The organism is Mycobacterium sp. (assembly GCF_036488105.1).
Taxonomy (GTDB): domain Bacteria; phylum Actinomycetota; class Actinomycetes; order Mycobacteriales; family Mycobacteriaceae; genus Mycobacterium.
In genome coordinates this window covers 1-4,440 of the sequence record NZ_DASXHW010000237.1, presented here as the reverse complement: position 1 = coordinate 4,440, position 4,440 = coordinate 1, and the positions used below count along the sequence as shown (strand labels likewise).

The window sequence follows — 4,440 nt, the reverse complement described above, 5'->3', positions numbered from 1 at the left end:
TGTCCAACGCTCCCAGGGTGTTGTAGACCCGCTCGGCGAGCGCGGGCGCGTCGGCGGAGATGTCGGTCACCAGCACCGGCTCGTCGATCTGGACCCAGGCCACGCCCTTGTCGGCAAGCTGGCCCAGCAGGTCGGTGTAGAGCGGAACCAGTTCGTCGAGGCGCTTGATCGGTGCGCCCGCGCCGTCGACCGCCTTGCTCAGCAGCAGGAACGTGACCGGTCCGATGATCACCGGGCGGGCCGGAATGCCTTGATCCTGAGCTTCTTTGAGCTCCGACAACACCTTCTCGGGGTGCAGCGAGAACTTCGTCTTCGGCCCGATCTCCGGGACGATGTAGTGGTAGTTGGTGTCAAACCATTTGGTCATTTCCAGCGGCGCGATGTCACCGTTGCCGCGGGCGGCGGCGAAGTAGCGGTCGAGGTCGTCGGAGACGGACTGGACGCGCTCGGGCAGCGCACCCAGCAGGACGGCGGTGTCGAGCACCTGGTCGTAGTAGGAGAAGGTGTTCACCGGCACCGAGTCCAGGCCGGCAGCGGCCAGCTGAGACCAGGTGTCGTGGCGCAAGGTTGCGGCGACCTTCTCCAGGTCGGAGCGGCTGGTGCGGCCTGCCCAGTAGCCCTCGGTCGCGCGCTTGAGTTCGCGTTTGGGGCCGATGCGTGGAGAGCCGGTGACGGTGGCGGTAAAGGGTTTTGCGGTCACAATGGTTCGTGGTCCTTCAATCGACGGGGTGGTCACCGCCAGCGGACGTGAAACCGATCCGGCGCAGCGCACACAGCCACTGCAACCATTACGGCCGGACGCCCATTCCTCGAGGCGGTGAGCCGCCAGGCGCGGCGCGCCCGACACAGCCGGCAGGTCTTCGGACTCACAGGCGTGCACCGGGTGGTGCTCCTACTGGCCGTCGCTTCCCGATCTGGCGATCAGTGCTTCTAGACGGCGGTCGTTCCTGCATACCGCTGCGGGACAGTCCCGGACTCGCACCGGGTTCCCTCTTACGAAGCGCACCTAACATGCTCCGCTCGATGCCGACGACGTCAGGTGTTGACGTAATCGGCAGACCAACTGCGTAGTTGAGATTACCCGGTGCTCAGCGCTTCAGGTATGGGCAGGTCACCGTTGTTGAAGTTGATGGTTCGGCGGACCGTCGAATCGTCGTGCAATGCGGCGGCCGCGACAAGTGCGACGTCTTCGCGGGACACCTCCGCTTTTTCGGCGGCATCGGCGCCGACCGAAATCCGGCCGGTCGCCGGTTCCAGGGTGAGACGGCCCGGCCCGAGCACGGTCCAGTCCAGGTCGCTGGCGCGTAGGTGAGCGTCGGCCGCCGCTTTCGCCTCGGCATACGGATAGAAGGAGTTGTCTTCCGGCACACCGTGGTCGGGTCCCGCGCCGAAGTACGACACCATGACGAAGCGTCGCACGCCGGCCTGACCGGCGGCGTCGATCACCCTGATCGCGGCGTCGCGGTCGACGGCGTAGGTACGGGCCGGATCGCCGCCACCCGCGCCGGCGGAGAACACCACCGCGTCGTGGCCGGCGAGCAGATCGGCCAGCGCGTTGGTGTCCAGGTCCTCGATGTCGGCGACGACGGGACGCGCACCCGTCGCGCTGACGTCTTCGATGTGATCGGGGTTGCGGAAGATCGACGTCACCTCGTCGCCACCCTCGGTAAGGATGCGAGCCAGGTGCAAAGCGACCTTGCCGTGGCCGCCGACGATGACAATGCGCGACATGTCCACCAACGCTACCGGCCCGCTGAGCACCCCGGCGGTGACCCAACTAACGGGTTGGTCAACAATCGAGGCAGAACCTCAAGGCAGAAGGAGCTATGTCATGGCTGAAGCCGTCATCGTCGAGGCAGTTCGTTCACCGATCGGCAAACGGAACGGCGGCCTGTCCGGCGTGCACGCCGCCGACCTGTCCGCGCAGGTGCTCAATGGCCTCGTCCAGAAGGCGGGCATCGACCCCGCGCTCGTCGACGACGTGATCTGGGGATGTGTCATGCAGGCCGGCGAGCAGGCCCTCGACATCGCCCGGACCGCGGCGCTGACGGCCGGCTGGCCGGAGACCGTTCCAGGTGTCACCGTCGACCGTCAGTGCGGATCCAGCCAGCAGTCGATTCACTTCGCTGCCGCCGGCGTGGTCGCTGGGCATTACGACGTCGTTGTCGCCGGTGGGGTGGAGTCGATGTCACGCACCCCGATGGGCGCCTCGCTGGCCAACGGCGGTCGGCCCTACTCGCAGGCGTTCCTGGACCGCTACCACGGCCAGATTCCCAACCAGGGCATCGGCGCGGAGATGATCGCCGAGCAATGGGGCTTCGACCGTACCGCGGTCGACGAATTCTCTCTGGGCTCACACGAAAAGGCTGCTGCCGCACAGGATTCCGGTGCCTTCGACGACCAGATCGTGGCGATCAAGGATCAGGACGGCAACGTGGTCCTCAAGGATGAGGGCATCCGTCGTGGCACGCCGATCGAGAAGATGGCGCAGCTCAAGCCCGCATTCAAAGAGGACGGCGTGATCCACGCCGGGAACTCCAGCCAGATCTCCGACGGATCGGCGGCACTGCTGTTCATGTCGGCGGAGAAGGCAAAGGAATTGAAGCTGACCCCGATTGCCAAGGTGCACACCGCCACGCTGGCCGGCGCTGACCCGGTGATCATGCTGACCGCGCCGATCCCGGCCACCCAGAAGGCGCTGAAGCGCTCCGGCCTGAAGTTGGAAGACATCGGCGTCTTCGAAGTCAACGAGGCCTTCGCACCGGTGCCGCTGGCCTGGCTGAAAGATATCGGCGCCGACGAGAAAAAGCTCAACCCCAACGGCGGCGCGATCGCGCTCGGTCACCCGCTCGGTGGATCCGGTGCCCGGATCATGACCACGATGCTGTATCACATGCGAGACAAGGGAATTCGTTACGGTTTGCAGACCATGTGTGAGGGCGGCGGCCAGGCCAACGCCACCATCGTGGAGCTGCTGTGACCCACGCCGCGGTGCTCACCGAGCGCCGCGGTGATGTCCTCGTCATCACGATCAACCGGCCCGAGGCGCGCAACTGCGTCAACGGTGCTGTCAGCATCGGCGTAGGTGACGCGCTCGAGGAGGCGCAGCACGACGCCGATGTGCGGGCGGTGGTGATCACCGGTGCCGGTGACAAATCCTTCTGCGCCGGAGCGGATCTCAAGGCGATTTCGCGCCGCGAAAATCTGTATCACCCCGACCACGGTGAGTGGGGCTTCGCCGGTTACGTCCACCACTTCATCGACAAGCCGACGATCGCCGCGGTCAACGGCACGGCGCTGGGTGGTGGCACCGAGCTGGCGCTGGCCAGCGACTTGGTGGTGGCCGAGGAACGCGCGCAGTTCGGTCTGCCGGAGGTCAAGGTGGGCCTGCTCGCCGGCGCCGGCGGCGTGTTCCGGATCGCACAGCAGCTGCCCCGCAAGGTGGGAATGCAGATGCTGCTCACTGGTGAGCCGATCAGCGCCGCCGAGGCCGCGAACTGGGGTCTGATCAACGAGGTGGTCCCGGACGGCACCGTCTTGGAAGCCGCACTGGCACTGGCCAAGCGGATCACCGTCAACGCGCCGCTGTCGGTGCAGGCCAGCAAGCGCATCGCCTGTGGCGCCGACGACGGCGTCATCCCGGACGAGGAGCCCGCCTGGGCGCGCACCGTACGCGAGTTCGGCACGCTGCTGAGAACCGAGGATGCCAAGGAGGGTCCGCTGGCGTTCGCTGAGAAGCGTCCGCCGGTCTGGCAGGCGCGCTAATCAAGAGTCGAGCGGCATCAGGTGGTCGACAGGACTAGTCATGCGGCCGTCGACGATCCGTTCGGCTCGAGGCACAGCCTTGGATGACCGCTCTGACTCCGATGCCGAGGCGCTCGTCCCACCCCTCAGGGGACGAGTGCGTCAACTGGCAACGCTAGCTCTGAGTTGTCGCCATATCGGTACTAACTGATCGATCAGTCAGCTACTCTAGCCCCAACCATTGAAACCGGACAACGGAGACTTCGTCGACTGCGCCCGAACCGAATCCATCCGCTGCGACAAACGCCCGAATGCGTATCCTGGCGGCGGCTTTCGCGTGCTTCTGCGAGTTTGGTTACGAGAAGTCCTCGATGAAGCGGATCGCCTTACGCGCCGGTGTCTCGCAACCCCTGCTTCACCACCACTTCGACACCAAAGAACGGCTGCTCTTGTCGGCGATCGGCCAGATGGCCGCTGACATCTTCTCAACCGCCGCCGACCTGTTACCGCAGCAAGGATCCGTTGTTGAACGGCTGGATGCGGCAAAAGAACTGCTGTATGCGCTCTTCGTCAACAATTTGCTTGCCGCGTCCTTCACCGTGGAATTCGCCGCCGCAGCAAACCACAATGAATCCCTCAAACAAGCCTATTCGGACCACCAGAAAACCCAGCGGCGGAATGTCGCGCGCTTCATCG

General features: G+C 65.3%; 4 protein-coding genes, 1 pseudogene and 1 riboswitch. Of the genes and pseudogenes, 3 read left to right on the top strand and 2 right to left on the bottom strand.

What is annotated here, in order from left to right; all coding sequences use genetic code 11:
* A pseudogene (locus tag VGH54_RS12500) lies at window positions 1-700 on the bottom strand (5-methyltetrahydropteroyltriglutamate--homocysteine S-methyltransferase); the annotation flags it as partial.
* Between the two features lie 134 nt (window positions 701-834).
* A riboswitch (cobalamin riboswitch) is annotated at window positions 835-1,046 on the bottom strand.
* A 31-nt stretch (window positions 1,047-1,077) separates the two neighbouring features.
* Window positions 1,078-1,731, bottom strand: a complete 654-nt coding sequence (locus VGH54_RS12495) for an SDR family oxidoreductase (RefSeq protein WP_331512313.1) — start codon at window positions 1,729-1,731, stop codon at window positions 1,078-1,080.
* Window positions 1,732-1,831: 100 nt separating this feature from the next.
* Here VGH54_RS12495 and VGH54_RS12490 point away from each other — a divergent pair, with 100 nt between their 5' ends.
* From VGH54_RS12490 to VGH54_RS12480, 3 genes are all read left to right on the top strand, one after another.
* On the top strand, window positions 1,832-2,980 hold the full coding sequence (locus tag VGH54_RS12490; protein ID WP_331512312.1) for a thiolase family protein: 1,149 nt from the start codon (window positions 1,832-1,834) through the stop codon (window positions 2,978-2,980).
* A complete protein-coding gene (locus VGH54_RS12485) occupies window positions 2,977-3,765 on the top strand; it encodes an enoyl-CoA hydratase-related protein (RefSeq protein ID WP_331512311.1) in 789 nt (262 codons plus the stop codon). The genes VGH54_RS12490 and VGH54_RS12485 overlap by 4 nt, the downstream gene beginning before the upstream one ends.
* Before the next feature lie 290 nt (window positions 3,766-4,055).
* On the top strand, window positions 4,056-4,440 hold a 385-nt coding region (locus VGH54_RS12480; protein ID WP_331512310.1), incomplete at its 3' end, for a helix-turn-helix domain-containing protein.